This window comes from Comamonas sp. GW821-FHT11H03, from assembly GCF_058807955.1.
The window spans coordinates 149,820-175,940 of the sequence record NZ_JBXARF010000010.1 but is presented as its reverse complement, the minus strand read 5'-3'; the positions used below and the strand labels follow the sequence as shown (position 1 = coordinate 175,940).

Sequence of the window (26,121 nt, the reverse complement as noted above, 5' to 3'; positions counted from 1 at the left end):
CCTGGTCAAACCGTCTTGCCCAGCAGATGCGGGTTCTCGAGAGGCAAGGGTTTGCCTACCATGTCAGCCACGGCGCGGAAGGCAAACGTCATGGCCGGCCCCAGGGTGGAACCAGCGCCAGCGTAGGCCGGCCCCATGACGGAGGCGGAGTTGTTGCCCACGCAATACAGCCCCTCGATGGTCCTGCCTTGCGTGTCGAGCACACGGCCTTCCCTGTCGGTCAGCAGCCCCCCCTTGGTGCCGATCTCACCGGGCCACAGACGCATGGCGTAGAACGGACCTTTCTCGATGGGACCCAGGTTGGGATTCTTGAGACGCGGATCGCCGTAGTAGCGGTCAAACACATTGCCGCCCCGGTCAAAGTCCAGGTCCTTGCCAGCTCTGGCGTATTCGGTCATGCGACGCGCACTGTCCTGCAGCCCAGCAGCGTCCACGCCGATCTGGCGCGCCAGATCTTCCAGCGTCTCGCCCTTCCAGTAGACATTGTTCAGCCAGCTCTTGCGCACCTTGCTGTCCGGCACGGCCGAGCCTGGCATCAGCGGCCCCATGGGGTTTTGCGCGCGGAAGCTGGCGTCGAACACAATCCATGCAGGCACACCGCCATTGCCCTTGGCATTTTCGGCCAGCATGGCCTGCTGGAATTCCGGATACGGGCCGGACTCGTTGAGGAAGCGCTGCCCCTTGTCGTTGACCACCATGCACCCCGGCAGCGAGCGCTCCACGAAAATGCCGCGAAAGGCCGGTTCCTTGGGAACATCCATGGTGGGTACGCCCCAGGACCAGTCCATCAGCGCCAGCTGTGCGCCCACGGCCTGACCGGCCCGGTGGGCATCACCGGTATTGCCTCCCACAGGGGTTGCCGTCCACTCAGCCTTGGTGGGCTTGTTCAGATACTGGTCACGCATCTCCTGATTGCGCTCAAAACCGCCTGCACCCAACAACACGCCACGTCTGGCGTTGATCTGCTGGCGCTGACCATTCCTCTCAACAATGGCACCCGTCACGCGGCCCGATGCATCCTGCACCAGCTCCTTGAGCGGAGAGTTGCGCCACATCTCGACGCCGGCCTTGTTGGCAGCAGTCAGCAGGCCTGCCACCAGCGCCTGACCGCCCGTCATGCGACGATCGCGCCTGGTCTTGTTGCGCCAGGGGTAGTCCAGAAAATACTTGAGCATGATGCCCAGGATGGTGAAGCGCGACTTGAGCTCGCGCGAGAGCATGGAATGCGCCTCGAAGGCACTGATGCTCATGCGGCCGAACAACTGGTTGCCGGGAGGGCCGGGGCGCATGGTTTCCAGTGCCGTCAGTCCCAGCCTGGCGGCATTGAAGTCCACCGGGTCCATGGTGCGGCCACCGGGCCTGGAGCCTTCGATATGGGGGTAGTAATCCGCATACTTGGCCATGGCGCGATAAGGGATGCCGATCTGGCGCAGGTACTCGGCCATCTTGCTCGCGGTTTCCACATAGGCCAGCACGCGGTCGTCCGTCGCCATGCCGCGCACACAGCGCTTCATATAGCCAAATGCAGTTTCCAGATCGTCTTTGATGCCAGCGGTCTTCTGGTCGTAATTGAGCGGAATCCAGATGCCACCCCCCGACAGAGCCGAAGTGCCACCGAACAGCTCGGTCTTCTCCACCACCAGAGTCTTGAGGCCCTGCTCCTGCGCGCGAATGGCGCCCAACAGGGCACCTGCCCCCGAACCCACGACGATCAGGTCATATTCTTGTTCTGCCATGCCTTGTCTCCGTCAATCTTTGTTTTATGGATGGACTGTCGTAAATACACGCTGGCGGCAGCCTCCGTTATGGGAGCGCTGCCGCAGCTTGCTGCCTGAATTCAATCAGACAAAAGGTTCCTGGTTGGGAATGCCCAGCACATGCGAGCCATAGGCGCGCACATAGGCATCCGTATTGTTCGCAATGTGGGTACGTCCCTGATGGATGTCGCGGAAGATGCGCTCGATGGGATTGTTCTTGAAGGTACCGCTGGCTGCGCAGGCACGCATCAGCTCATTGGCATGAAAGCCCGTCAGCTTGGGAACGTATGACGCCTGAGCTCTCTGCAGCAGACGCTCTTCCAGCGTCAGCTGAATACCAGTCTTGGCCGCATCCACAATGCGTGCGTAATTGCGGAACAGCACCATCTTGAGCTGGTCCAGCGCAATCGTGGCTTCGGTCACGGCCGTCTGGGCGTTCACGTCCTCGGCCATCCTGTTGCCATGCTTTCCAACGTGCGCCGTCGCGCGCTCGGTGAACGACGCGATGGCGCTTTCCAGCGCGCCCAGGCAGGCAGTGGACACCGCACGCTGGAACACATGGGTAAAGGGGATGCGGAACAGCCAGCTGGTGTTCTCTGCGCGACCGGGGCAGCCCACATCGCTGTGGTCGTTGGTGTACTGGATGCGATGTGCCGGGACAAAAGCGTTTTCCACCACGATGTCATGACTGCCTGTGCCGCGCAGGCCCAGCACATCCCAGTTGTCCTCAATGCGGTAGTCCGCCTTGGGCACGAGAAAAGTCACATGTTCCAGGCCAGGCGTGCCATCCCGCTTGGGCAGAAGACCGCCGAGAAACAGCCAGTCGCAATGCTTGGAGCCGGTGGAAAAACTCCAGCGGCCGTTGAACCTGAAGCCGCCTTCCACGGGCTCGGCCTTGCCAGTCGGCATATAGGTCGAGGCGATGCGCACGCCATTGTCCTTGCCCCACACATCTTGCTGGGCCTGGTCGGGGAAAAGCGCCAACTGCCAGGGGTGAACGCCGACCACCCCGTAAATCCAGGCCGTGGACATGCAGCCCTTGGCCAGCTCCATCTGCACGCTGTAGAACACACGGGGATCCATTTCATACCCTCCCCAGCGCTTGGGCTGCAGCACACGGAACAGACCCGCCTCAGCCATCTCCTGAACGGTTTCGTCGCTGATCTTTCCTTCGCGATCCGCCTGCTGCGCACGTGCCGCCAGCTTGGGCGCCAGGGCCTTGGCACGCTCGATCACGGCCAGCGCATCAGGGGTGAGGTAGTTATCTGTCATTGTGTTCATTCAGCTCTCCAGTTGCCGCTCCACCGGACGGCTTGTGGTGTGGTGGGCAAGGCTTTTTCGCCTATGACAGAAATGCTCTCACCATGCAATTTTCCGTTCATCGTCCGATCAGACTAACGATGCAGCAGGCGTTTGCGGACTTCCTCAAAGCCTGATCCCGCACGGCAAAAACACTGGACCTAGGACAAACACCAAGCCCTGCTTTGCGCTGCTAGTCCATGTGAAGGATTCATAAAAGCCCTGTTCGCCGCACTCTTGCACCAAGGAGACATTCACCCCATGCAAAGCACTGCAGCAACCTTCGACCCCAAAGACTTCCGCCGCGCCCTGGGCATGTTCGGCACTGGGGTCACCATCGTCACAACCCGTGCCGAGAATGGCGAGCCTGTAGGTATCACGGCCAACAGCTTCAACTCGGTTTCGCTGGAGCCTCCCATGGTTTTGTGGAGCCTGGCCAAGAACGCCCGCAGCCTGGCTGTGTTCCAGAACGCTGACAGCTGGAATGTGCACATCCTCTCCAACGAGCAAGAAGCCCTGTCGAACCGCTTTGCCCGTGCCGGCGAAGACAAGTTCTCCGGCCTGCCGCTGGACTCCGAGGAAGCACATGCCCCGCTGCTGCAGGACTGCAGCGCGCGCTTCAGGTGCAAGACCGCATTTCAGTACGACGGCGGCGACCACATCATCTTTGTGGGCGAGGTGACCGACTACGACGCCAACCCGCACCCTCCCCTGCTCTACGTGACCGGCGGTTACGCCCTGGCTTCGCGCAAGGCCAACGCCGTGGCCAGCGAACCTGCAGCAGACACCAATACCGCCTATTCGGAAAACCTGATCGGCTATCTGATGGGCCGCGCGCACTTTCAATTCCTGAGCGGCTTGCGCAAGCCCATGGCGGCTTACGGCATGACCGATGCCGATTTTTATGTGCTCTCGCTGCTGAGCATCCAGCAGCCCCAGTCGCTTGCCGAAATTGCATCTCACATGGCCTACACCGGCACCGACATCGGAGCCGTGGCCCTGCAGTCGCTGATCAGCAAAGGCTGGGTGGAGGAAAGCCGCGAGCGAGCCGAGTCGCTGCAGCTCACACCCCAGGGCAACGAAGCCATCTTGCGTGTGCTGGCCGCAGCCAAAGCCGTGGAAACCGATTTGATAGCGTGCCTTGGCGAGATGGAAGCAGCCACGCTGCGCAATCTGCTCAAAAAGGCGATTGCCGCCACCGACCCCGGCCTGCCCAAGCTATGGCAAGCCAGCGCTCGATAAGCCTCGCCGTCCAAGATTTCTCGCTCGAAGGCAGGAGACAGCCTTCGTCTATCCACTCCAAGCATAAAGAACAGAGATGAACATTTTTTCCATTCCAGAAGGCAAATATGTGGACATCGGCAACGTGGCCGGCCATCCCCAGCGCGTGCACTACCACGAACAGGGCTCGGGTGAAGCCGTGATCTTTCTGCATGGCGCAGGCACCGGCGCCAGCGGCTACAGCAACTTCAAGGGCAACTACCCCGAGTTTGCGGCGGCCGGCTTTCGCTCCATCGTTCCCGACCTGCTCGGTTATGGCCTTTCGTCCAAGACCGAGGAGCCCAGGCAGTACGACATGGATTTCTTCATCGCCGGCGTCAAAGGTCTGGTGGAGCAACTGGGCCTGAAAAACATCACCCTGCTGGGCAACTCGCTGGGCGGCGCCGTGGCGCTGGGCTATGCGCTCAAGTACCCCGAGGACGTCAAGAGCCTGATCCTCATGGCACCCGGTGGTGTGGAAGAGTTTGAAGCCTATATGGCCATGCCCGGCATTGCCAATATGTTCAATGTCTACAAGTCGGGCAAGACCGGCCCCGAAGCCATGCGCGCCGTGATGAGCATGCAAGTGGTGGACCAGGCCCTGCTGACCGAGGAGATCATCAACGAGCGCGCGCCCATTGCCCTGACCCAGACCGAAGCCTCGCGCCAGCGACTGTATATCCCCAATATGACAGAGCAGCTGCCCGATCTGACGTGCAATGTGCTGGGTTTCTGGGGCATGCAGGACGCCTTCAACCCCGTGGGCGGTGCCGACAAGCTGGCCAAGGGCATCAAGAACTGCCGCGTGGTGCTGGTCAACCAGTGCGGCCACTGGGTACAGGTCGAGCATCGCGAGATGTTCAATCGCACTTGCATCGACTTCATGAAGAACGGTTGAAGCCACAGCGAGCGACAAATATGAGTGACAAGCAATTCATCGAACAGCAAGGCCGGCGCCTGTATGACGCGCTGCGAACCGCCAAGACACTGGCACCGCTGACCGACAGCCACCCCGAGATGACGGTGGAGGACGCCTATCACATCTCCCTGCACATGCTGCGCCTGCGCGAAGCATCGGGCGAGCGCGTGATTGGCAAGAAGATCGGCGTTACCTCCAAGCCCGTGCAGGACATGCTGAATGTGCATCAGCCTGACTTCGGTTTTCTGACCGACAGCATGGAGTATGAAGACGGCGCTGCCGTCTCGCTCAAGGCATCCGGTCTGATCCAGCCTCGCGCCGAAGGCGAAATTGCCTTCATGCTCAACAAGGATCTGCAAGGCCCGGGTGTGACCAAGGAAGATGTACTGGCCGCTACCGAATGGGTAGCGCCCTGCTTCGAGATTGTCGATTCGCGCATCAACGACTGGAAGATCAAGATCCAGGACACCGTGGCTGACAACGCCTCCTGCGGCGTCTTTGTCATCGGCAAGCAGCACACCAATCCAGCCTCGCTGGATCTGGCTGCCGCTGCCATGCAGATGACCAAGAACGGCCAGCCCGCAGGTTCGGGCCTGGGAAGCGCCGTGCAAGGTCACCCGGCCGAAGCCGTGGCCTGGCTGGCCAACACGCTTGGCGCTTTCGGCATTCCCTTCAAGGCCGGCGAGGTGATTCTCTCGGGCTCCCTCGCCCCCCTGGTGCCCGCCGCTGCCGGTGACCACTTCGAGATGGTCATTGAGGGCATGGGCCACTGTTCCATTCAATTCACGGAGTAAGACACCATGACGCAAAAGAAAATCAAGTGCGCACTGATCGGTCCCGGCAATATCGGCACCGACCTGCTCATGAAACTGCAACGCTCTGCCATTCTGGAGCCAGTGTGGATGGTCGGTATCGACCCCGAATCCGACGGCCTCAAGCGCGCCCGCGAAATGGGCATCAAGACCACGGCAGAGGGCGTGGACGGCCTGCTGCCCTTTGTCAAGGAAGACGGCATCCAGATCGCCTTCGACGCCACCAGCGCCTATGTCCACGCCGAAAACAGCCGCAAGCTCAATGAACTGGGCGTGCTGATGATCGACCTGACGCCCGCTGCCATCGGCCCCTATTGCGTGCCCAGCGTGAACCTGGCCGAGAAGGTGGCCGAAAAGGCCATGAACGTGAACATGGTCACCTGCGGCGGCCAGGCCACCATCCCCATGGTGGCTGCTGTCTCGCGCGTGCAGGCCGTGAGCTACGGCGAGATCGTGGCCACGGTCTCGAGCCGCTCGGTCGGCCCCGGAACACGCAAGAACATCGACGAGTTCACGCGCACCACCTCGGGCGCTGTCGAACAAATTGGCGGTGCGCAAAAGGGCAAGGCCATCATCGTCATCAACCCCGCCGAGCCGCCGCTGATCATGCGCGACACCATCCACTGCCTGACGGTAGATACGCCCAAGCCTGCCGAGATCGAAGCCTCGGTACACGCCATGATCAAGGAAGTGCAGAAATACGTGCCCGGCTACAAGCTGGTCAACGGCCCCGTGATCGACGGCAACCGCGTCTCCATCTATATGGAGGTCGAAGGCCTGGGCGACTACCTGCCCAAGTACGCGGGCAATCTGGACATCATGACCGCCGCTGCGGCACGCACGGCCGAGATGTTTGCCGAAGAAATCCTCGCCGGCCGTTTCGAGTTGGCCGAAGCCGCTGTGGCTGTCTGATCCAGGAGAAGAACATGTCCCTCAAAGGTAAGAAGATCACCGTTCACGACATGACGCTGCGTGACGGCATGCACCCCAAGCGCCACCAGATGACGCTCGCGCAGATGAAGTCCGTGGCCTGCGGTCTGGACGCCGCTGGCGTTCCGCTGATCGAAGTGACCCATGGCGACGGCCTGGGCGGCAGCTCGGTCAACTACGGCTTTCCCGCCCACACGGACGAGGAATACCTGTCCACCGTCATCCCGCTGATGAAGCAGGCCAAGGTCTCGGCCCTGCTGCTGCCCGGCATCGGCACCGTCGACCACCTGAAGATGGCCCATGAGCTGGGCGTCTCCACCATCCGCGTGGCCACCCATTGCACCGAGGCCGATGTCTCCGAGCAGCACATCGCCATGGCCCGCAAGATGGGCATGGACACCGTGGGCTTTCTCATGATGGCGCATATGAACAGCGCCGAAGGTCTGCTCAAGCAGGCCAAGCTGATGGAAGGCTACGGCGCCAACTGCATCTACATCACGGACTCGGCCGGCTATATGCTGCCCGATGACGTGAAGGAACGCCTCGCCGCCGTTCGCCAGGCTCTCAAGCCCGAGACCGAGCTGGGCTTTCACGGCCACCACAACCTGGCCATGGGCATCGCCAACTCGCTGGCCGCCATCGAAGCCGGCGCCAACCGCATCGATGCGGCAGCGGCCGGCCTGGGTGCGGGGGCAGGCAACACGCCCATGGAAGTGCTGGTCGCCGTGTGCGCGCGCATGGGCATTGAAACCGGCGTGGACGTGTTCAAGATCCAGGACGTGGCCGAAGATCTGGTCGTGCCGTTGATGGACTTTCCCATCCGCATCGACCGCGACGCGCTGACCCTGGGCTATGCGGGCGTCTACGGCAGCTTCCTGCTGTTTGCCAAGCGTGCCGAAGCCAAGTACGGCATCCCGGCACGCGAGCTGCTGCTGGAGCTGGGTCGCCGCGGCATGGTGGGCGGCCAGGAAGACATGATCGAGGACACGGCCCTGACCATGGTGCGCGAGCGCCAGAAGCTGGCGCAGAAGGTGGCCGTGACTGCCTGATCGCCTGATCGCCCGACTTCACATTCTCTTTGCCACTTTGTATCGGGTTCAGCGGCTGCTTGGGGCGGCCGTTGAACCCTTTTTTGCGGCATCGTCCTGAGCGTCAGGCCTCTATTCATCCAGGCCGTCATCCCTGGCAGCGGCCCTGGTCCAGCCCCGCCGACCCGGGCCATATGGCACACCTCTTCTAGAAGCGATAGCGCGCCACCACCTGGGCCGAGCGCGGAGCACCGGGCAGGTTGAGGTTGGGCGAGCTGCCATGACCGGCAACGATATAGCGACGATCCAGCAGATTGTTGAGCTTGAGCTGCACATCCCAGACACCCATGCGGTAGTAGGCCATGGCGTCCACCGTGGTGTAGCCTGGCAAGGTCACGGTATTGCCAGGATTGGCAAACCGGGCGCCGACATAGTTCAGCCCCCCACCCAGACCGAAACCGTGGCCCAGCGCCTTGGTCACCCAAAGGTTGGCACTTTGCCTGGGCGTCAGCGTGGGTCGCTTGCCCTGAACCGGCTGGCCGGCATCGACGGCAGGCGATGTGGTCATCTCGCCATCAAGGAAGGCATAGCCGGCCCAGACCTGCCAGCTGGGCGCAATCTCGCCCGCAAAGGTCAGCTCCAGTCCATTGGTACGCTGCACACCCAGAGGCACCACGGTATTGCTTGTAGGGTCGACGCTCTTGATATTGGTGCGCTCGAGCTTGAACAGCGAGGCCGTGACCGAAACCTTGCCGTCCGGCCGATCCCATTTGACGCCGACTTCCTGGCTGGTCGTTTTCTCCGGTGCCAGTTGCGCATTGTTTGCCGCCAGCGCAAAGGTTTCGCCCGAGGGCTGGAAGGACTTGCTCCAGGAAGCGTAGTAAGACCATGCAGACGAGGGCTGATAGACCAGGCCGACGCGCGGACTCCAGGCGGTGTCCGTGCGGCTCAGATCCGGCTTTCCCGGCTGTCGCTCATGTGTGTCCTGCTGGAAGCGGTCATAGCGCACCCCCGCCAGAGCCTTCCACTGCGGAGTAATGGAGACCAGATCCTGCAGATACAAGCTGGCCACCTTGAAGACGCTGTGATTGTCCGCCGCAGGCTTGCCATCGATGCGCGAAGGCAGGATTGGCAGCACCGGATTCAAGAGCGAGACCGTTGCCACATTGGCACGGCTGTAGGACAGCAGATCCTTGCTCTGGCGGCCGAATTCAAGGCCGTACAGCAGCTGGTGCTTCATGCCTGCCAGCTCCAGTTTCTGGGTCAGCTCGGTCTGATTGAAAAAGCCGCTTTCGTCGCGCTGCACATTGCCGCGCGTGAGCGATGCCGTCATCGCCTTCTCATTGACCGAGCCCACAAGCGTGTTGCTTCTATCCAGCGAATAGTCGTAGTAGCGCAAAGCATTGCGCAGCGACAAGCTCTCGCTGATGCGGTGATTCAGAGTCGCACCCAGCGATGCGACCTCGGCACTGCTCACATCGACATCCCTGGCATTGGCTGCGCCGTAATAGATGCTGGGCGACACATTGACGGGCCTGCCCTGATATGCAGGAATGCCGAAATCCGTCAGGCGGCTGTCCTTCAGGTAGTCGGCCTGCAGCAGCACGCTGGTGTCGGTGCTGGGTTGGATCAGCACCGATGCGGCCAATGCCTTGCGGTCCAGAAACTGCTGGTCGCGATAGCTGTCGGCGCGCTCCACGGCTCCGGTCAGGCGATAAGACACCACACCGTCTTGGGGCGCGCGGGCCAGGTCGAACTCGCCCCGGCGCTGGTTCCAGCGCCCCAGCGTCAGCCCCACTTCGCTGAGATTGACGCCGGGCTTCTTGGTGATGCGATTGATCAGGCCGCCCGACGAACCACGCCCGTACAGCACCGAGGCCGGGCCCTTGAGCACTTCGATCTGCTCGATATTGGATAGATCGCGGAAGTACAGCGCGTCATCGCGCAAGCCGTCCACAAACTGATCGGCAATCGCCGAGAAGCCGCGAATGGTGACCTGGTCGCGCTGACCGTCACCATGAGAGAAGCCCACGCCAGGCACGGCCTTGAGAGCATCCTGCATGGACTGCGCGGCCTGGTCGCGCAGCAGGCTCTGCGGCACCACATTCACGGTCTGAGGAATATCACGCAGCGGGGCCTCGATCTTGGTGGCGCTCGTTGCCGTGGGTGGGTTGTAGCTCGAATCAGACTGGAGATCGCTGCGAACCTGTACTTCGTCCAGCACCACCTCTGAAGCTTGCTGCGCCCAGGCTGCACCGGAAAAAGCCAGCCCCAATGCCGCTGCCAGCGGCGAATACCTCAATGCCATAAATGCCTTGTTATACGGAGTTGTAATTCGGCTTGGCGGGTATCGTCCGCAGGGACTACGGCATCAATTGGCTACAACCTGTGTGCTGTGCAAAAGAGTGCGCATCATAATCGAGAATCAGTCTCATTTACGTGTACTTTACAGTACAGAAATCGCCCAGAGATCAAAGTCGGCTAGGTCGCAAAAAGCCGCAGGCTTCTAGGTCTGGCGGGACTCAATAGCCCGATGCAAAAACCGCGCTCCAGGAGGTCTGGGCACTGGCGAGCACGATGCCGGCGGGCAGTTTGGGCGCAGAGTCCGCCTGCGCCGCCACTGCAGCACTCTGTGGCAGATTCATCGCGGGCAGGTATAGCGCCAGTGCCGCAGCAGCCAGCGACACTGCGCGAAGTGCATTCATCCAGCGAAAAGAGGTTTTCATGCTTGTCTCCTGTGCGGGCTCTATGGCCTTTATGGTTTGCAGTATGGCCAGCACGGAAAACGCAACATCGTCCATTTTGATGAGCAGGTATTTACTTAGGTGGCAACCCCAGATCGACGCCCCGTTGGCGCCATCGCATGGCGTTGACTCCTGCCAAGCAGAGTTTCAGAAATTTGATAGCTCCCAGCGCTTTACAGACATAGGTATAAAGCGAATTTGACTGATATTTTTCGCATTCCTACAGAGCCAGTAGCCCATCTGTGAATGGCCGCAAAAAAGGGCTTTGCCTGCGCAAAGCCCCAACCCTTGAAGAAACTGAAACACCCGCCCTCACAGGACGGGCTGCGGCGATCACATGTAGAGAATCACCAGATCGTTGATGACTGCAGGACGATCCTGGCCGACCACATGGATGTTGAGCTCCATCGTCGTCTGAACACCGCTCTTGACCTGCTCCACTGCCTTGATGCGAGCCCGTGCACGGATCTTGCAGCCTGAGGGCACAGGGCTCGGGAAGCGCAGACGATCCGAGCCATAGTTGACCATGTTGTTGAAGTCCACCACCTCGTAGTCCAGCGGAATCCTGAGCTGGCTGGCCAGCACCTGCACCAGGGCGCCATGGGCAATGGTGGTTCCGAACGGGCTTTTCTCACGCGCCTGCACGGGATCGGTGTGAATCCAGTAGTCATCGCCCGAGAGCCTGGCGAACTCGTTGATGACTTCCTGGCTCACGGTGAACTCGTTGGACCAGGGGCTGTACTCCTCGGACACCAGCGACTTCATGGCCTCGATGTCCTTGACGGAGATCTTGCGCTTGGCAGCGACAGCCTGCTCCACCACGGCAGCCTCGGCCACCGCGTCCTCCTTGATGACGCTCGGATGGCTGCCCCCATGCGCGGTAAAGCGCAGCAGGGTGACCTCGCCTGGGCGCTCGTCAAACACGGCGCGCACCTCCATGCCCACCTTCAGTGCGTCCGGATCCACGCCGACCATGGTGGTGTTGATGCGCACGCCTTCACGGAGTTCGACCACGGCCAGGGCCTGAGGCATTTCGTCTGTGAACTCGGGCATGGTGGGAATGCGCGCCACGGTGAAGCTGTAGAGCGTTCCCTCGCCCGATACCTTGCTCCACTTCAGGGTGCGCGATCCGCAAGTGGGGCAATGGGTGCGCGGGAAAAACAGTGAATGTCCACGATCGCATTGCTGGATGCGCACTTCGTGGGCCTTGAGACCTTCCCAGTACGGCGCAGAAATTTCCGTGGGATGGGGCAGAGGTTTGTTCCAAGCCATGTTCTTATGCTCCCCGCAGGATCAAGGCGCCCTGCTCGCTCATCACGCCACCGGTTCCGGACACATAGGCCAGATCGTTGCGACCCAGCTGCCTGTCGCCGGCACGTCCCTGAATCTGGTGCACCGCTTCGATCACCTGTGACATGCCGCCCGCCGTGCCGGACTGGCCGAAGCTCAGCTGGCCGCCATGGGTGTTCATGGGGAAGTTGCCCTTGAAGGTGAAATCGTTGTTGCGCAGAAAGTCCATGCCCTTGCCCTTCTCGCAAAAGCCCGCGTCTTCCAGCGTCAGCATCACGGTGATCGTGTAGCAGTCATAGATCTGCGCCATATGCATGTCGCAAGGGCGCATGCCCGCCATCTCGAAAGCCTTGGCAGAGGCCGGACCAATGGGGGTCTGCAGCATGTCGGCCATATAGGTGGGCGACTTGCTGCTCACATGCTCGCCGCAGCCGACGATGCTGACGGGGCGGTGTCTGGTGGTTTTGGCACGGTCGGCACGGGTGACGATCATGGCGCCGCCGCCCGCAGCCGGCAGCACGATTTCCAGCACATGCAAAGGGTCGGCCACCATGCGCGAGTTCAGCACGTCATCGACGGTGATGGGCTGACCGTAGAACATGGCATCGGGGTTGTGGCAGGCGTTGAAGCGCTGGTCCACGCTGATGCGCGCCAAAGCGGCCGCGTCGTAGCCATGGATCGCGCCGTAGCGCTGGGCGATCATGGCATAGCCGGTGTTCTGCGCCATATGGCCATAGGGCAGGTCCATCTCGGCCTCGGGCGCTCCAAAGCGGGTGCTGTGGCCGCCGAAGCGGCTGGCCTTCATGACTTCCTTGATGTGGTCGTCGTGCTCCGAGATCGGTGCCATGCGCGACGGCAGCACGCAGACCACGGTGTTGCACAGCCCCAGCTCGATCGCGGCCGCCGCGCGCCAGACCATGGCCACGGAGCTGGCCCCTCCCAGGTCCACGACTTCGGCGAAGTTCAGGCGCACGCCCAGGTACTCGCCGGCCATGGCCGGCACAAAACAGCTGGCTTCATGAAAGTGCGGGGCGCTCGTGATCAGGCCGTCCACCTCGGGCAGCTCCATGCCGGCGTCCTCCAGAGCCTGCAGCGTCAGGTCGGCAACCTGCTCCAGATGGAACATGCGCGGCGCCGTTGCGTACTTCTGCGGCTTGTACTGCGCGACGCCAACCAGCGCCGCTTTTCCTTGCAAACCCATATGTCTCCCTTACCAAGAAAGTGTGCATTCATTGTGTAAATGAAGCAGACCGAATCCATCGTCTGTAGAGACTAAAAAACCGGCCCCGTACATACCCCTAATTCTCCGGGCAAACGTCCATTCGGACGATGTTGCTGAGGCTCCAAATCAAGAACCTGCACCCGTGTTTGCAATACATGCACAGCGTGTACGAATCAACAAGGAGACAACGTGAAAACAGCCGTCGGTATAGGCGCAGCAGCATTGGTGGCCTTTGCCTCAGCGCTCGCCTTTGCGCCCCGCACACCGCCTGCGCTAGCGCCAACCACCATGGGCGTCGAGCGCAGCCATTTCAACACCATCACGCAGGTGGGCGATCGTCTTCTGACAGCCGGCGCGCTCGGTGAAATCCTGTACTCGGACGACAAGGGTGCCCACTGGCAGCAGGCGCAGCTCAAGGAGCAGCGTCAGGCGCTCATCGTCAGCATGGCTTTTGCTCCCGACAAGAAATCCGGCTTTGCCGTTGGCCACGAAGGCTGGATTCTGCGCACCAAGGACGGCGGCAGCACCTGGGAGGAAGTCGCTTTCTCCCAGGAAAACGGAGAGCCTCTGATGTCGATCGCGCGCCTTCCTTCCGGCGACTGGATCAGCGTCGGCGCCTTCGGTCGTGCCATCACCTCCAAGGATAACGGTCAGACCTGGGACCAGTTGCCCCTGCCATCGGAGGTGGAGGACAAGCACATGAACCGCATTGCCAGCTCCGAAGATGGCAGGCACTGGCTGATCGTGGGCGAGCGCGGCCTGGTCATCAAATCCGAGGACTCCGGCGCCAGCTGGCAGATCGAGCCCGGGTTCTACAACGGATCCTTCTACAACGCCATGGCTACACGCGACGGCGGCTGGCTGATCTATGGCATGCGCGGCAACGCCTTTGTGCAGGCCGCACCGGGCGCGCAATGGGTCAAGTCGGCGATTCAGGCTCCGGTCTCCTTCTTTGGCCACGCCCAGGAAAAGGATGGAACCATCATCCTGGTAGGACAAGGCAGCATGCTCGGCCTGAGCAAGGACGGCGGCAAGAGCTTCAGCCTGCAACGCGCCAAGGGCCGCGCCACCCTGACCGACATAGTGCTTACCGGAGCCGACAGCGGCTGGATCTCCAGCGACGCAGGCCTGCAGCCCTTTCCCCCTCCACAACAAGCCAAGGCAGCCGCCCAGGCTGACCCAGGAGCGACCAAATGACTCTGAGCGAACCCACCAACCGGCTGGACCGGTTTATTGCATCCACGGCACGCTGGCTGATCTCGTGGAGCAAGTCCATAGTCGTGCTGACGCTGATTGCCACGGCACTGCTGGCTGTCTCGGCCATGCGCACGCACCTGGATCCGGGCTTCAACAAGTTGATCCCCATGCGTCATGAGTACATGACGGCATTTCTCAAGCATGCAACCACCTTCTCGGGCGCCAACCGCATTCTGGTGAGCGTGGAATGGAAGGGCCAGCAAGGCGATATCTACAACAAGGAATTCCTCGAAGCACTGCGTGGCGTGACGGACGAGGTCTTCTTCACCCCCGGCGTCAACCGCGGTCAGGTGTATTCGCTGTACACCCCGAATGTCAAGTACATCGAGATCACCGAAGACGGCTATGTGGGCGAGGTGCTGATTCCTTCGCGCTTCGAGGCCAACGAACAAGGCCTGGCCCAGGTACGCTCCAACGTGGCCAAGTCCGGCCAGATCGGCTCTCTGGTCAGCAACGACCTGAAGTCCGCCATGGTGCGCGCCGACCTGCTCGAAATCGACCCAAAGACCGGAGAAAAACTCGACTATCACAAGGTGGCGCAGCGCCTGGAAGAGATCCGCAGCAAGTTCGAAGGCAAGGACATCTCCATCCACATCATTGGTTTTTCCAAGGTGCTGGGTGATGTGATGGACGGCCTGACCACCGTGATGACCTTCTTCGCCATTGCATTCGTCATCACCGCCATCATGCTGCGCATGTATACCAAGTCCACCAACCTCACTGTGGTGGGCCTGGCCGTGGCACTGCTGCCCGTGATCTGGCTGCTGGGCATTTTGCCGCTGATCGGCTACGGCATCGACCCCATGTCGATCCTGGTTCCCTTTCTGATCTTCTCCATCGGTGTCTCTCATGCCGTGCAGATGACGGGAGCCTGGAAGCATGATGTGCGCGCCGGCCTAAGCTCCAGGCTGGCCGCCGAGAACGCGATTCGCAAGCTGGCCGTTCCCGGATCCCTGGCGCTGCTGACCAATGCTCTGGGCTTCATGGTCATCATGCTGATCGACATCCCCATCGTGCACGAGCTGGGCGTGACCGCCTGCATGGGCGTGCTGCTGATGATCATCACCAACAAGGTGTTCCTGCCTGCGGTGCTGGCCAATCTGCGTCTGGAAAAAAAGGCGCTGCAAGCCCCCTCCTCCACCGCCAACGGTCGCAACCCCATCTGGTGGAAACTGTCTGCGCTGGCCGAAGGCAAGCCCGCCATGCTGACGCTGTTGGTATCGCTGATGCTGCTGGCGGTGGGCACCTACGAGTCGCGCAACCTGCTGACAGGTGACGTTGGCACGGGCGCTCCCGAGTTGCGCGCCGAGTCGCGCTACAACCGTGACAACGACACCATCATCGGCAGCTATTCCATCGGCATGGACGTGCTGTCCGTCTTCGTCGAAACCTCCAACCTCGACGAAGGCTGCCTCAACTGGCAGGTGATGAACGCCGTGGAGCGCTTTGAATCGCGCATGCGCCGGGTTGACGGCGTGCAATCGGTCTCCACCGTCTCCGGTCTGGCCAAGATCGCGGCCTCCAGCAACAACGAGGGCAACCCCCGCTGGGCAGCTCTGCAGCGCACCGAAGCCGCATTGCGCTCGGGCGCCAAGGCGCTGTCTCCCGATCTGGGCCTGAATACCGAGGGCTGCAAGGTCATCAATCTGCAGGTCTTCCTCAAGGACCACGAAGGCGCCACGCTGACCCATGTCGTCAATGAAGTGCATGACTTCATCGCTGCGGACAAGACACCCAACGTCAAGTTCCTGCTGGCTGGCGGCAACGCCGGCGTGGCGGTCGCGACCAACGAGGCCGTGGAACATGCCGAAGTGCAGATGCTGGGCTCCATCTTCGGCGCCATCACGCTGCTGTGCTGGCTGACCTTCCGCAGCTGGCGTGCCGTGCTGTGCATTGTCGTGCCCCTGGCCATCGTCTCCATACTCTGCAATGCCTTGATGGCCCTGCTGGGCGTTGGCCTGAAGGTCCCCACGCTGCCCGTGGTGGCCCTGGGTGTGGGCGTGGGCGTGGACTACGGCATCTACCTGTTCGAGAGCATGCAGCATGAGCTGCGCGAGCGAGACATCACGCTGCGCGAGGCCTTCTATGAAGCCATGCGCCAGCGTGGCAACGCCGCCATCTTCACAGCACTGACCATGTCCATCGGTGTGGGCACCTGGGCGTTCTCGGCACTGAAGTTCCAGGCCGACATGGGTATCTTGCTGGCCTTCATGTTCCTGGTGAACATGCTGGGAGCGATCTTCCTGCTGCCTGCCATGGCCTACTGGCTGAATGTGGGCGCGGCGGAAGCCAAGGCACGCGTCAAGCGCCTGCACCAGCAGCCCAGACATGCCCATGCGGCAGGCAGCGCAGGCGGCGTCAGCCATGCGGGCGGCATGCTCAAACCCGAACCCCAGTCATCCGTGAACGGCAAAGTGTGATGCAGACCGCAGCAAGCACGCTGGAGCAGGTTCTTCTTGAACATGCTCTGGCCCAGACCCTGACCCGCTACGCCACGGCCTGCGACACACGCAACTGGGACTTGCTGCAGCAGGTGTTCGCACCTGACTGCACCACGGTCTACGGAGGCAGCTACCTCTGCGAAGGAGTCGCCAAGGTCCGCCGCATGATCAGCACCCACCTTGACGGCTGCGGCCCCACCCAGCACCTGCTTGGCAATCTGGAAGTCGATGCCGGCGACCCGCAGCGCCCGCTCAGCAGGATTCAGGTGCGAGCCGCACATCAAGGATTGGGCGAGCGCAGTCATCTGCGCTACGACGCCATCGGCTTCTATGAAGACGAATGGGTAAGGCTGCCCGAAGGCTGGCGCATCCAGAAGCGCAGCATGACCGTGCTGCTTGAGATCGGTGAGCGCTCCGTGCTGCAGCCCGGAACCTGAGCGGCCACACTCCATCAATCAAGCCGCGCGGCCATGCTGCACGGCTTTTTTGTTTCCGGACGCCTCAATTGACAGAAGCCTGCGTTTCATGAACAAGAACTTCGGGCCAATTTGACACTTGAAAAAAGGCCAGCATTTGCTGGCCTTCTGCTTTCCCGCAGAGTCCTGTCTACTGCTCGAACTTTACCTTGAGAAACTGCAGCAACTGCTTGCCGGCCAGACTGCGCGCGGTTTCATCGCGTCCGGCAATATAGCCCACCTTGACGCAGTCCCCCAGCGCTTTGCCGCTTTGCACCCGAATCCTGTAACGCGTCTGGCGATCGGGCTGAGCCCCGGCGGGAATCAGCGGCTGGCCGTTGAGGACGGGGAAGTCCTTGTCATTGAACTCAATCGTACAGCCGGACAGGTAGGGGCGATCCGTCATCTCTCGTGGCTTGTCGCTTTCCCAATCATGGCCTGCTCTGGCATAAACCACGGTGCTGACTTCGGAGCCCGCCTCACGCAGGATTTTTTCCTGCTGCGCACAGGCCACCAGATCATTCGATGCATCCTCCCCCGCTCTGAAGCTGAGCAAGGGCGAACCCGTGGTTTTGCGGGACTGAAGCAGCGCATAGCAAGGCCCGTAAAAGTCCACATGCAAGGCAAAGGGCTGAATGAAAGGCGCCAGCTTGTCACGAATGCGTGCATCCAGGCTCATGCGTGCCGCAATGCCGCCTTTGGAAAATCCCATCACCCCGATACGCCAGCCATCGATGGCCGGGTGCTTGTTCAAAGCCTTGAGTGCAGCATAGGCATCGGCCACGGCATCGAACTCGGAAGTCCCCATGATCTTGAGCGCATAAGGCATGTCTTCGCTGATGCCACGCGGCTTGAAGTTATCAACCAACAGCGCAGCTATTCCGTTGTCGGCAAGCATCTGGGCCATTTCGCTCTCGCGCCCGGGAATGGCCCCCGCGCCACCGGGCAGGACAACCATGGCCGGCACCTGCTTCTTTTCGCTGGCCCCCTTGGGCAGGAACAGCTTTCCCATACCCATGCTTGCCTCTGCCTTGGCAGGCTGACTGAGCAGCACATCGAGGTCATACGGACTGCTGGACTTGAAGCGGATATCGCCCTGTGTATCACCATGCAGCTCCGTGGGAGCCATCAAGGGGACCACCTTGGGCAAAGGAGGCAAAGCATCGAACAGATGCTGCCCTGATGCCGCACTGCTCATCAGGCTCAGGGCTGCTGCGCCCAAAGGTGTCACCCATTTTCCGGTCAGTATTTGCATTCGCTTGCGCCTCTTTCAAACACAAAAGCCCGGAGAGCCGGGCTTTTGTGGTGTTGGCTCGTTGGTGTGGTTCAGAACGAGTACTTGGCGGTAACAGACAGTTGGTCGCGGTCGGCCAGCGGGCGTGCACGCAGGGAATCGGCAGAAGGATTGCCCAGGTAGTTGATGTAGGCCACGTTGATTGAGAAATTGCTCTTGCGAACAAAAGTCGCGCCAATGCTCAACCGGCTGTCGCTCTGGCCGCCGCCGAAGGTGCCGACCAGAGAACGGCCGCGCAGTTGCGACTGGTAGCTGATGGGAATGCTCAGATCCCAGCCTTCGAAGATGCCGGGATAGCCCAGCGTCAGCGTCGCACCGGCCACCAGGGAGTTGCGGGTCTTGAAGCTCAGGTTATCGGTAGAGCTGCCATCGGCCACACTGAGCACGCGAGAGCCGGAAATTTCGGCAGCCAGGGACATGTCGTCCGCGATACCGGTGCGGCCGATATTGAAGATACCGCCGACGTTGCCCTGCACCACATCGCCACGCACCGCCACGCCATTGCCGTTGAGCACTGGCGTACCCTTGCGATAGCTGGCTTCACCAAATGCGGAGAACTTTCCGAAGGTCGTGCTGACCGTCGTTCCCAGCATCTTGATGTCGTCGAAATAGCGGACCTGATAGCCCGTAGGTACGGCACCATTCATGTTCACGACCAGCGAAGGGTTACGGTCGTTGTAGTTCAGGTAGTACAAGCCAACTTCAGTCTCGTCGGTCACGCGATAGCGGCCACCGATACCCCATTGACCCGTGCTGCTGGGACGAATGTCAGTGCCTCTGCGCAGACCCCGGCAGGTTGCACCGTTGTAGACACCCAGGCAGGAGGCGCCAGGGCCCAGGGCATTGCTGGTGCTGGTGTACATGCCGGGAGCAGGCAGCAATGTTTCATGGAAGCCAAACTGGTAGTGGCCCAGCAGCGAGAGCTTGGGACTGACTTCCAGCGAAGCCGAGATCTGATCTTCCGGCAGAAGGATTTCCTTGACCTCTGCGCCGGGCGAAGCTGCCTTTGCCGCATCGCTGGGGCCCTGGGCCGAAGCGATATTGGCAAAGTACATGGACTCGCCCCAGTTCACCACCTGCTTGCCCAGACGCACCGTGGCACGGGTCTCCCCCATGTTGAAGCTGGTGTAGGCGTAGGTATCCAGAAGGCGCGAATAACCGCCGCCATAGCGCTTGGCAGCAGAGTTGAACTCATTGACGGGACCGGCGGTGCTGATCGGGCCCTTGTTGTCGTTACGCTGGTGATAGACGTCGTCGTAGAAAGTGCTGGCATTGAGCACAAAACCGCTGTCGCCTTTTGACAGCTTGCTCTCCCAGACGGCGCCCAGACGGTTCGCCGTCAGTGCACCTTTCTTGAAATTGTTGTTGCCGTCCGTGTTCAGCACTGGAGAGGGATTCTCCAGACGAACACCCAGGCCATAGCTCATGTTCAGACGCCAGTCGAACTTGACTCCATCGCCAAGCTCGATAGTTTCCCCCGCGTGCACAGCACCCATGCCCAGGGACAGCAGCGCCGCCACTGCGATGGGAGTGAGTTTCTTCATATTGTTTTTCATGATGAGTCGCTCGTTGATAAAACTTAGTTGCCCACGTTGCGTGCGGCTTCGGGCGTGAACATGGCAGGGGTCAGGTCACCCTTGTTCAGAATGGGTCCCTTGGGACGTTCCTGGAACAAGTTGTAGCCCATGTATCCACCGGAATTGAGGTCGTGATAGAAGGACGTTCCTGCGTGCCAGGCCTTGATATCGGGCGAGTAGTAATAGTTGATGAACGCGTGCTGCCACAGCTGGCCACGTGTGTCATACATATCGGATGCCACGGCCTGGCCGGTATCCTCGTCAACGAACAGCACACGCTTGCCATAGACATGGCGGAAGCCTTCCTTGAGCGTGCCTTCCACGGCCCAGACTCTGCGCAGCTCGTAGCGCATGAAGTCGGGGTTGGCGTGCCCCTGCTTGAGCAGATCGGCGTACTTCACCGTGGGCTGATGGATCTTGAAGTTGTTGGCGGGGATGTACATCTCCTTCTTGCCAACCAGCTTCCAGTTGTAGCGCTCGGGCGAGCCATTGAGGAGACGATCCGAGTCAATCGTCAGCTTGCCACCGGTGCCAGGCATGGGCTGGTCAAAGCCGTATTCGGGAACCTGGCGCACGCGACGTGTGCCGGGGTCGTAAGACCATGCCAGACGCTTGTCCTTGGCAAAGTTCACAGGTTCAACCGTGTGGGTCACACCACCTTTTTCGCGCTCTGGAGCCAGCACACGAGTGCGGCTATAGGCCATCACACCTTCCACAGGCTTGCCAACGTTGGAGGGCAGGTTGTCCAGGCTCAGATTGATGTTCTCCTGGCGACCCCAGGCAATGGAGCCATCGGACATCACATTCGCCATATCGCGAACAATGTGCTCGTTGTAGGCACGTGTGGGCAGCAGGTTGTTCCAGACCACTTCCAGACCGGTCTTGGGAATCGGGAAGTTGATGGCTCCCATGCTGCCCTTGATGCTGTTGCCGTCGGGATTTACCTCGGATTCCAGTGCATTTTTCTTGGCAACCGCACAGACTTCATCGGTGTAGCGGAAGTCACGATGACCCTTGTAGACCTGAATCTGCATGGTCTTGGGGTACTTCTTGAACATGGCTTTCTGGCCGTCGCTGAGCTTGTCCCCGTACTTGTCAACGTTCTCAGCAGTGATCACCGCAATCGGCTTCTCATCGGCATAGATGTCAACGGGGTGCTTGCCGCTGGATTGCACATGGGCCACGCCGGCGGGCGCGCCTACCCACTTGCCGGTGAACTCAGGGATCGTGCCTTCCTTGTTGCCGGCCTTGATGGCACCCACGCATGTCAATTCCTTGCCCAGCTGTTCTGCCTCGTTCGCCGGCACCTTCGCCCATACCGACGTCGCCACCATCAAACCCACTGCCACTGCGAGTGGAGTCTTGGCTGTCACAAACTTCATCTCTGTCTCCTAGGTTCTAGAACTTATTTTTGGCGGGTGCTACAAACGAGTTTCATTGCCTCGCATCGCCCCATTGGTTTTGCCGTTTGCAGGCAGTTGCATACTGCGTCAGAAGGCCTCTTCAACCATCGTCTGAGTCGACTACTGACAGACCCTAGCGACCTAGTCCACATGGGTCACATGAAGTGCTTGCCCGAATGAAAAAACCTGCTGGTGCACGAAGCAGCAGCAGGCTTTCGGAGAGTGATCGGGAAAGTCCTAGCCCCCCCCAGTTCCGTACATCAGGTCAGCAGGTCAGCACACTCCTTGCGAATCGATGCCTTGAGCATCTTGCCGGCGGGATTGCGAGGCAAAGGCTCGGCACGCACGACGATCCGGCTGGGCACCTTGTAGCCCGCCAGACGCTGGGCCACGAACGCGCGAAGCAGCTCGGGAGTCACCTGACTCCCGGACTTTCCGACCACCACGGCAACGACCTGCTCGCCCGTGACCTCATGCGGCATGGAGAACACCGCAGCCTCCTCCAGCGCCTCATGCTGCAGCAGACAGGCCTCGACCTCCGCCGCAGCAATCTTTTCACCGCTGCGGTTGATCACGTCCTTGATGCGATCGACGATGGTCAAAAAGCCTTCATCGTCCAGAACGCCTATGTCTCCGGTGTGGAACCATCCGCCCTGCATGGCCTTGGCGGTGGCCTCTGCATCACCGCAATAGCGTTCCATCAGGGTCACGCCACGCAGCCAGATCTCACCGGGCTCGCCGATAGGCAAGGCTGTGCCATCCAGGTCTGCAATTCGTACCTCGATGATGGGCGACAGCACCCCCGAGCTGCGCGGATGCGCCTCGAACATGCGCCCCGAGCTGCCTGCACAGACGCCATTGGATTCGGTCAGACCAAATCCAATGCCCGACATGCGCCCCTTGAACTTGGTCAACACCTCATCAATCAGGCGCGGGTGCAGGCCCGCTCCGCCAAAGCCCACACCGGAGAGGTTGCCAGAGCTTTCAGGCAGCTCGAAGCCGGGCAGACCAATGAGCTGCTGCACCATGCTGGGCGCACCATTGAACTGCGTGACCTTTTCCTTGCGAATCAGCTCTACGGCCTTCTCGGGCTCCCAGCGGTGAACGAATATCAGACGGCGGCCATGGCGCAGGCTGATCAGCAACTGGGCATGCAGGCCGCTGACGTGGAACAGCGGCACGGCCGACAAGGTGGTCGGCTGCAGCTGTCGCGCCATGATGGCGGCAATGGCGTCCGGCGAAGTCATGGCTGCCACTGCACCGATGAAGTCGATATTGAAGATGCCCTGGCACACGGCGCGGTGGGTGGATTCCACGCCTTTGGCCCGGCTGGTGGCACCCGAAGTGAACAGGATCAGCGCAGGCTCATCGGCACTGAGCTGCGGGGACACGAAGCCATCATGACCGCCTGCGGTCAACTCCGACCAGCTGATATCGCCCCCCTCGCCATCCACCACCACCGTCTTGATGGCCGTCTGCGCAATGGCCTGGCTGATGCGAGCATGGCGGTCCGCATCACAGATCAGCATCACCGGCCGGGTGTCCTCCAGATTGGCCATCAGCTCGCTGCTCAGGCCAAAGCTGTTCAAAGGCACCGGCACTGCGCCAAGCAAGGCCGTGGCAGCAAAGGCCACGGCCCATTCGGGACGGTTGCGCATGGCGATCGCCACCCGGTCGCCGGGCTGGATGCCGCGCTGCTTTTGCAAGCGACTGGCCAATGCGTCGGCTGCCGCAAAGAACCTGTCAAAGGTCCATCGATCCTCGCCATAGACCATGAACTCGGCCGCACCATGAACCCGGCCGGCATCAATGACCTGTGCCAGATTCTGAAAGGCATTGCGATAGGCTGCCACGCTGCGTCCATCGGGCAGCGTGACCTGCTGCACTTCAAAAGGTGCGCCCTGCGAAGTCAGCTGCGCACGAATGTTCCTGATCTTTTCACCCATGGAAACCAAGGCATCGCTCATCTCAGAAACCTTTCAGTTGTGCAAAGCGGTTGCGGTGATAGCTGCCGTCGCCCAGCAGGCGCTGCAAAACGCGTGCACGCTTGAAGAACAGGCCGATATCCAGTTCATCGGTCACTCCGATGCCGCCATGCAACTGGATCGCCTCGTTGCACAGCTTCTCGCACAAGTCGGATGACTTGGCCTTGGCCGCGCTGACCAGCTCGGGCACCTTGGCTTGCAAACCGGAATCAATGGCTTCGAGAGCTGCCAGCACACAGCTCTCCAGCAGCTCAAGCTCCACATACAGACGTGCAGCACGGTGCTGCAATGCCTGGAATGAGCCGATCTGCACATCAAACTGAACGCGCTCTTTCAGATAGCCAACCGTACGGTCAAACACCTCACGCAGCAGGCCCAGAGACTCGGCGGCCAGGCAGGCCCGGGCTCGGTCCAGCACTTCATCAAGCACCTGAGCAGCAGGCCGGGCCACCAACGCCATATCAGCGCTCAGCCCCACCTGATCGAACTGCACGTGGGCCATGTTGCGGCTGTCCATCATGCTCATGGGTTTGATGCTGACACCTTGTGCATCCGCTGGCACCAGCCACAAGCCGGGAGCACCTTCGCCGGATGCCGCCAGCACCACAAAGCCATTGGCGCCCACGCCATCCATCACAAAGGCTTTTTCACCGCTCAGGCGCCAGCCCGTGCCGGTCTGCTCGGCTACCGTGCCCAATCTGGCTGCAAGGTGCTGGCCGGACTTTTCATCCAGAGCCAGTGCCAGCCTGGCATGCCCGCTGGCAAGCAGGGGCAGCCACTGCGTCTGCTGAGCCGCGGAGCCGGCGCGAATCAACAGCTCAGGCGCGATCACGGCCTGGCTCAGCAGCGGCTGTGCCGACAGGTTTCGGCCGATGGCTTCAAACACGGCACCCATGCCCAGGTAGCCCGCAGCCAACCCGTCATGCGACTCGGGCAGCACCGCCACGGGCCAGCCCATCTCCACCATCTGCTGCCACAGCTGCGTATCAAAGCCCTGCTCCACCTTGTCATCCCGCAGACGGCGCTGCCGGGCCACGGGCGCTTCCTGCGCGAGAAAGGCAACAGCACTGTCCTTGAGCAATTCCTGCTCTTGCGACAAAAGCATGGTCATATTCTTGTCTCCGTTTCAATTCGTTATCCTCAGCCTGCGCGAGCAATACGGCCCAGCGCAGAGACATCGGGCAAGGGCCTAGCAGTCCCGTCGCCCCGCAGCGAGGCTGTCGCCGCACAGCGGCTCAGGGGGTCAAGGCAATTCCAGCACGCGCTTGGCAATGATGTTCAGCTGCACTTCCGAGCTTCCGCCTGCAATCGTGTAGCTCTTGGAGCGCAGCCATGCCCGACCTATATCGATCTCATCGGCTGTGAGGCAGTCGCCTGCCTCCCAGCCCAGGCCGCGCAGGCCCAGCACCTGCTCCAGCAGTTCGTACTTGGCAACTTCCTGCTCGGTCTGCACCAGCTTCATGATGCTGGAGAGGCCGGCAACGTCCTGACGCGCCAGAGCCTTCTCGGTCACCCGACGATGGGTCAGGGCAAAAGACTGTGCATCCATCAGCAGTCCTGCCAGCTTCTCGCGCAGCACGCCATCGCTGATCTGCCCCTGTTCGTCCACCATGTAGGGCAAAGCGGTCTTGAGTGCATCGTGCGACGGCGCGCCACCTTCCGTGAACTTGGACATGGCTGCACGCTCATGCTGGAGCAGCTTTTTGGCCAACGACCAGCCTTCTCCTTCCTTGCCCACAAGCTGTCGCACAGGCACCCGCACATCATCGAAGAAGACCTGACAGAAACTGGACTTGCCGCTGATCAGCTCTATGGGCTTGACCGTGACGCCGGGACTCTTCATGTCGATCAGCAAAAAGCTGATGCCGTCCTGCTTCTTGCCTTCGCTGCTGGTGCGCACCAGCGCATACATCCAGTCGCCCTTGTCTCCGTCCGAGGTCCAGATCTTGCCCCCGTTGACGATATAGGCCTCGCCCTGCTCGTCCGTCACCCGCCTGGCCGAGGTTTTGAGGCTGGCCAGATCCGAGCCGGCATTGGGTTCCGAAAATCCCTGGCACCAGCGCTGCTCGCCGCGCATCATGGGCACCAGATGCTCGAGCTTTTGCTCATGCGTCCCCACCTCCACCAGGACCGGCCCCAGCATCCACACGCCCAGGTTGTACTGGGGCTGGCGGCAGCCAAGACGAGCCATCTCCGTGTCCAGGATACGGGCCTCCCTGGGAGAGAGGCCACCACCGCCGTACTCACGCGGCCATGACGGTGCAAACCAGCCACGATCGCGCATGCGCTCGAACCACAGCTTCTGATCCTCGTTCAGAAACTGCAGCCTGGAGCTGCCCCAGACCATCTCCTCTGAAACGATGGGCCGGCGCATGCTTGCAGGACAGTTCTCCTCCAGCCACTGCGCCACTTCTTGTTTGAATGTTTCCAGTTCCGTCATGGCTTCCT

At 61.0% G+C, this 26,121-nt stretch carries 20 protein-coding genes; 8 read left to right on the top strand and 12 right to left on the bottom strand.

The window, feature by feature from the left end:
• Nucleotides 1-5: 5 nt before the first annotated feature.
• Both AC1RTQ_RS20845 and AC1RTQ_RS20840 read right to left on the bottom strand, forming a co-directional pair.
• Nucleotides 6-1,736: an FAD-dependent oxidoreductase gene (locus tag AC1RTQ_RS20845; RefSeq protein ID WP_492878547.1), complete on the bottom strand. Its 1,731-nt coding sequence runs from the start codon at nucleotides 1,734-1,736 to the stop codon at nucleotides 6-8.
• Nucleotides 1,737-1,841: 105 nt separating this feature from the next.
• On the bottom strand, nucleotides 1,842-3,029 hold the full coding sequence (locus AC1RTQ_RS20840; protein WP_302093114.1) for an acyl-CoA dehydrogenase family protein: 1,188 nt from the start codon (nucleotides 3,027-3,029) through the stop codon (nucleotides 1,842-1,844).
• A 288-nt stretch (nucleotides 3,030-3,317) separates the two neighbouring features.
• On the opposite strand from AC1RTQ_RS20840, the gene AC1RTQ_RS20835 reads away from it, so the two are divergent.
• The 5 genes from AC1RTQ_RS20835 (at nucleotide 3,318) to tesG (ending at nucleotide 8,026) form a co-directional block, all read left to right on the top strand.
• A complete protein-coding gene (locus AC1RTQ_RS20835) occupies nucleotides 3,318-4,298 on the top strand; it encodes a flavin reductase (RefSeq protein ID WP_492878544.1) in 981 nt (326 codons plus the stop codon).
• 76 nt (nucleotides 4,299-4,374) lie between these two features.
• Nucleotides 4,375-5,214: an alpha/beta fold hydrolase gene (locus AC1RTQ_RS20830; protein ID WP_492878542.1), complete on the top strand. Its 840-nt coding sequence runs from the start codon at nucleotides 4,375-4,377 to the stop codon at nucleotides 5,212-5,214.
• Nucleotides 5,215-5,234: 20 nt separating this feature from the next.
• A complete protein-coding gene (gene tesE, locus AC1RTQ_RS20825; protein WP_304349680.1) occupies nucleotides 5,235-6,029 on the top strand; it encodes a 2-hydroxyhexa-2,4-dienoate hydratase TesE in 795 nt (264 codons plus the stop codon).
• Between the two features lie 6 nt (nucleotides 6,030-6,035).
• On the top strand, nucleotides 6,036-6,959 hold the full coding sequence (gene tesF, locus AC1RTQ_RS20820; RefSeq protein WP_302091681.1) for an acetaldehyde dehydrogenase TesF: 924 nt from the start codon (nucleotides 6,036-6,038) through the stop codon (nucleotides 6,957-6,959).
• 14 nt (nucleotides 6,960-6,973) lie between these two features.
• The gene (gene tesG, locus AC1RTQ_RS20815) at nucleotides 6,974-8,026 is read left to right on the top strand and encodes a 4-hydroxy-2-oxovalerate aldolase TesG (protein WP_302091682.1); all 1,053 of its coding nucleotides are present in this window, start codon (nucleotides 6,974-6,976) and stop codon (nucleotides 8,024-8,026) included.
• Nucleotides 8,027-8,213: 187 nt separating this feature from the next.
• Here tesG and AC1RTQ_RS20810 read toward each other — a convergent pair whose 3' ends face one another.
• The 4 genes from AC1RTQ_RS20810 to AC1RTQ_RS20795 all read right to left on the bottom strand — a co-directional run bounded on the left by AC1RTQ_RS20810 (nucleotide 8,214) and on the right by AC1RTQ_RS20795 (nucleotide 13,240).
• On the bottom strand, nucleotides 8,214-10,313 hold the full coding sequence (locus AC1RTQ_RS20810; protein ID WP_492878538.1) for a TonB-dependent receptor: 2,100 nt from the start codon (nucleotides 10,311-10,313) through the stop codon (nucleotides 8,214-8,216).
• Between the two features lie 214 nt (nucleotides 10,314-10,527).
• Nucleotides 10,528-10,731 carry a hypothetical protein gene (locus tag AC1RTQ_RS20805; RefSeq protein ID WP_087086098.1) on the bottom strand — a complete coding sequence of 68 codons (204 nt, stop codon included), beginning with the start codon at nucleotides 10,729-10,731 and terminating at the stop codon, nucleotides 10,528-10,530.
• A gap of 351 nt (nucleotides 10,732-11,082) precedes the next feature.
• Nucleotides 11,083-12,021 carry a bifunctional OB-fold nucleic acid binding domain-containing protein/MaoC family dehydratase gene (locus AC1RTQ_RS20800; RefSeq protein WP_492878536.1) on the bottom strand — a complete coding sequence of 313 codons (939 nt, stop codon included), beginning with the start codon at nucleotides 12,019-12,021 and terminating at the stop codon, nucleotides 11,083-11,085.
• A gap of 4 nt (nucleotides 12,022-12,025) precedes the next feature.
• Nucleotides 12,026-13,240, bottom strand: a complete 1,215-nt coding sequence (locus AC1RTQ_RS20795; RefSeq protein WP_492878534.1) for a thiolase family protein — start codon at nucleotides 13,238-13,240, stop codon at nucleotides 12,026-12,028.
• A gap of 210 nt (nucleotides 13,241-13,450) precedes the next feature.
• On the opposite strand from AC1RTQ_RS20795, the gene AC1RTQ_RS20790 reads away from it, so the two are divergent.
• Genes AC1RTQ_RS20790 through AC1RTQ_RS20780 form a run of 3 tightly spaced genes read left to right on the top strand, consistent with a single transcriptional unit; the run spans nucleotide 13,451 to nucleotide 17,396 of the window.
• The gene (locus AC1RTQ_RS20790) at nucleotides 13,451-14,458 is read left to right on the top strand and encodes a WD40/YVTN/BNR-like repeat-containing protein (protein WP_492878532.1); all 1,008 of its coding nucleotides are present in this window, start codon (nucleotides 13,451-13,453) and stop codon (nucleotides 14,456-14,458) included.
• Entirely contained in the window at nucleotides 14,455-16,938 is a 2,484-nt protein-coding gene (locus tag AC1RTQ_RS20785) for an efflux RND transporter permease subunit (protein ID WP_492878530.1), read from the top strand. Before AC1RTQ_RS20790 ends, AC1RTQ_RS20785 begins: the two co-directional genes overlap by 4 nt.
• Nucleotides 16,938-17,396, top strand: coding sequence for a nuclear transport factor 2 family protein (locus tag AC1RTQ_RS20780; protein WP_492878528.1), 459 nt, complete (start codon nucleotides 16,938-16,940; stop codon nucleotides 17,394-17,396). The genes AC1RTQ_RS20785 and AC1RTQ_RS20780 overlap by 1 nt, the downstream gene beginning before the upstream one ends.
• Nucleotides 17,397-17,565: 169 nt before the next feature.
• Here AC1RTQ_RS20780 and AC1RTQ_RS20775 read toward each other — a convergent pair whose 3' ends face one another.
• From AC1RTQ_RS20775 to AC1RTQ_RS20750, 6 genes are all read right to left on the bottom strand, one after another.
• A complete protein-coding gene (locus AC1RTQ_RS20775) occupies nucleotides 17,566-18,669 on the bottom strand; it encodes a dienelactone hydrolase family protein (protein ID WP_492878526.1) in 1,104 nt (367 codons plus the stop codon).
• Between the two features lie 71 nt (nucleotides 18,670-18,740).
• The gene (locus tag AC1RTQ_RS20770) at nucleotides 18,741-20,252 is read right to left on the bottom strand and encodes a DUF1302 domain-containing protein (RefSeq protein WP_492878524.1); all 1,512 of its coding nucleotides are present in this window, start codon (nucleotides 20,250-20,252) and stop codon (nucleotides 18,741-18,743) included.
• Between the two features lie 35 nt (nucleotides 20,253-20,287).
• A complete protein-coding gene (locus AC1RTQ_RS20765; RefSeq protein WP_492878522.1) occupies nucleotides 20,288-21,667 on the bottom strand; it encodes a DUF1329 domain-containing protein in 1,380 nt (459 codons plus the stop codon).
• A 281-nt stretch (nucleotides 21,668-21,948) separates the two neighbouring features.
• On the bottom strand, nucleotides 21,949-23,655 hold the full coding sequence (locus AC1RTQ_RS20760) for a class I adenylate-forming enzyme family protein (RefSeq protein ID WP_492878520.1): 1,707 nt from the start codon (nucleotides 23,653-23,655) through the stop codon (nucleotides 21,949-21,951).
• 1 nt (nucleotide 23,656) lies between these two features.
• Nucleotides 23,657-24,784, bottom strand: coding sequence for an acyl-CoA dehydrogenase family protein (locus tag AC1RTQ_RS20755; protein WP_492878518.1), 1,128 nt, complete (start codon nucleotides 24,782-24,784; stop codon nucleotides 23,657-23,659).
• 132 nt (nucleotides 24,785-24,916) lie between these two features.
• Complete coding sequence (locus AC1RTQ_RS20750) at nucleotides 24,917-26,113, bottom strand: acyl-CoA dehydrogenase family protein (RefSeq protein ID WP_492878516.1); 1,197 nt, start codon at nucleotides 26,111-26,113, stop codon at nucleotides 24,917-24,919.
• Nucleotides 26,114-26,121: the final 8 nt, after the last annotated feature.

Bases quoted from the DNA above. Each gene is read 5' to 3' on its own strand.
- AC1RTQ_RS20765 (WP_492878522.1), bottom strand. From the start codon at position 21,667: ATGAAGTTTGTGACAGCCAAGACTCCACTCGCAGTGGCAGTGGGTTTG.
- AC1RTQ_RS20795 (WP_492878534.1), bottom strand. From the start codon at position 13,240: ATGGGTTTGCAAGGAAAAGCGGCGCTGGTTGGCGTCGCGCAGTACAAG.
- AC1RTQ_RS20775 (WP_492878526.1), bottom strand. From the start codon at position 18,669: ATGCAAATACTGACCGGAAAATGGGTGACACCTTTGGGCGCAGCAGCC.
- AC1RTQ_RS20805 (WP_087086098.1), bottom strand. From the start codon at position 10,731: ATGAAAACCTCTTTTCGCTGGATGAATGCACTTCGCGCAGTGTCGCTG.
- tesF (WP_302091681.1), top strand. From the start codon at position 6,036: ATGACGCAAAAGAAAATCAAGTGCGCACTGATCGGTCCCGGCAATATC.
- AC1RTQ_RS20755 (WP_492878518.1), bottom strand. From the start codon at position 24,784: ATGACCATGCTTTTGTCGCAAGAGCAGGAATTGCTCAAGGACAGTGCT.
- AC1RTQ_RS20840 (WP_302093114.1), bottom strand. From the start codon at position 3,029: ATGACAGATAACTACCTCACCCCTGATGCGCTGGCCGTGATCGAGCGT.
- AC1RTQ_RS20800 (WP_492878536.1), bottom strand. From the start codon at position 12,021: ATGGCTTGGAACAAACCTCTGCCCCATCCCACGGAAATTTCTGCGCCG.
- AC1RTQ_RS20830 (WP_492878542.1), top strand. From the start codon at position 4,375: ATGAACATTTTTTCCATTCCAGAAGGCAAATATGTGGACATCGGCAAC.
- AC1RTQ_RS20810 (WP_492878538.1), bottom strand. From the start codon at position 10,313: ATGGCATTGAGGTATTCGCCGCTGGCAGCGGCATTGGGGCTGGCTTTT.
- tesG (WP_302091682.1), top strand. From the start codon at position 6,974: ATGTCCCTCAAAGGTAAGAAGATCACCGTTCACGACATGACGCTGCGT.
- tesE (WP_304349680.1), top strand. From the start codon at position 5,235: ATGAGTGACAAGCAATTCATCGAACAGCAAGGCCGGCGCCTGTATGAC.
- AC1RTQ_RS20770 (WP_492878524.1), bottom strand. From the start codon at position 20,252: ATGAAGAAACTCACTCCCATCGCAGTGGCGGCGCTGCTGTCCCTGGGC.
- AC1RTQ_RS20750 (WP_492878516.1), bottom strand. From the start codon at position 26,113: ATGACGGAACTGGAAACATTCAAACAAGAAGTGGCGCAGTGGCTGGAG.
- AC1RTQ_RS20760 (WP_492878520.1), bottom strand. From the start codon at position 23,655: ATGAGCGATGCCTTGGTTTCCATGGGTGAAAAGATCAGGAACATTCGT.
- AC1RTQ_RS20835 (WP_492878544.1), top strand. From the start codon at position 3,318: ATGCAAAGCACTGCAGCAACCTTCGACCCCAAAGACTTCCGCCGCGCC.
- AC1RTQ_RS20780 (WP_492878528.1), top strand. From the start codon at position 16,938: ATGCAGACCGCAGCAAGCACGCTGGAGCAGGTTCTTCTTGAACATGCT.
- AC1RTQ_RS20785 (WP_492878530.1), top strand. From the start codon at position 14,455: ATGACTCTGAGCGAACCCACCAACCGGCTGGACCGGTTTATTGCATCC.
- AC1RTQ_RS20845 (WP_492878547.1), bottom strand. From the start codon at position 1,736: ATGGCAGAACAAGAATATGACCTGATCGTCGTGGGTTCGGGGGCAGGT.